We start from the raw sequence: 1,307 nt of genomic DNA on the forward strand, positions 1-1,307 counted from the left end.
ACCTTGGGGCGCCAGGTTGGCGTGGGCGACGAGGCGTTCATGGTTTCGCAGATGCCACCGCCGTGGACGTGCATGACGTGATCGCGATTGGCCGGGTCGATGGCGACGCTCTCGACCCAGCCGGCGCAGCCACCCGAGGCAGTGCCGGTGTGCGGCATGCCGGCCTCGATTTCGCGCCACGTACTGCCGCCGTCGTCGGATAGCTGGATGGTCTTGCTGGTGTCGCTCCAGCCCGTCATGCCCAGTGCGATGCGGGCGGACGAGCCCAGACCGGAGACGGACAGGCCGCCAAAGCCGTTACCGTTGGAGCGGTTGAGCAGCGTCCAGTTGCCGTTGTTACTTCCGCCGAACTCGTAGAGATAGCTCGGACCACCGATGCCCTGGCCGACGCCCGCGTTGAACACCACGTAGAAGTTGCCGTCCGACGTGCGCACGACGTGCGGGATGTAGTAGCCGGACACCGTCGGCGGGACGGGCACCGGCGTCCAGGAGAAGCCGCCGTTGGTGGACTTGTACAGGGTCGACGTCAGGCCCGCCGCGTTGGCGTAGTCCGGGGCGACGGTGGCCCACATGATCCAGGTCGGCTGGCCACTACCCTTGCCCGACGTATCGAAGATCACCTGTTCGACGCCGATCGGGGAGCCGCCCCCGCTGATCGTGGTGGAGGACAGACCCGTGACCTGTGCCCAGGTGCGGCCCGAATCGGCACTCTTCCACAGGCCGGCCGTGCGCGATCCGTAGAACAGCGTCGAGGGATTGTTCGGGTCGACCTGCAGGCGCTCGCCCGTGGCGCGGCCGTTGTCGTTGCCGCCCACCGGGAACGGCAGGTCGTAGTGCGTCCAGGTGTCGCCGCGGTTGCTCGAGATGTAGATGCGGCCGTTGTGACCCTGCGTCACGGTAATGCCGGTCATCATGTAGACGAGTTGATCGTTGTTCGGGTCGAGCGCTAGGCTTTCGACGCCATGGAAATCGCCCTCGCCTGAGCCGAAGCCGATGCCGTCGGTAATCGGTGTCCACGTCGAGTTGGTCGCGTTCCAGCGGTACGCGCCGCCAACGTCGGTGACGTAGCCACCGCCGCCCCACTTGACGCTGGTCCAGCTGGCCGCGGCCGCCGGCAGGTTGCTGCCGCTGCCATTTCCGCCGATCTGACTACGATTGGCGGCGACATCGGCACCCGCATTGGTCACGCCTGTCGCGCTGTCGGATCCGCCATCACAGCCCCATAACGTACACGCCATCGCCGCAGCGGCAATCCATCGTTGAGAAAACACGGTCATCAGAAGTCCTTAAGGAAAGAGGTCCATCGC

1 protein-coding gene is annotated in these 1,307 nt (G+C 66.0%); it reads right to left on the bottom strand.

What is annotated here, in order from left to right; all coding sequences use genetic code 11:
- A partial coding sequence (locus ACFTXQ_RS36605) for a WD40/YVTN/BNR-like repeat-containing protein (RefSeq protein WP_382649988.1) occupies positions 1-1,277 on the bottom strand: 1,277 nt, incomplete at its 3' end.
- Positions 1,278-1,307 lie beyond the last annotated feature (30 nt).

Source organism: Streptomyces sp. NPDC057010, assembly GCF_042673805.1.
Lineage (GTDB): Bacteria > Actinomycetota > Actinomycetes > Streptomycetales > Streptomycetaceae > Streptomyces.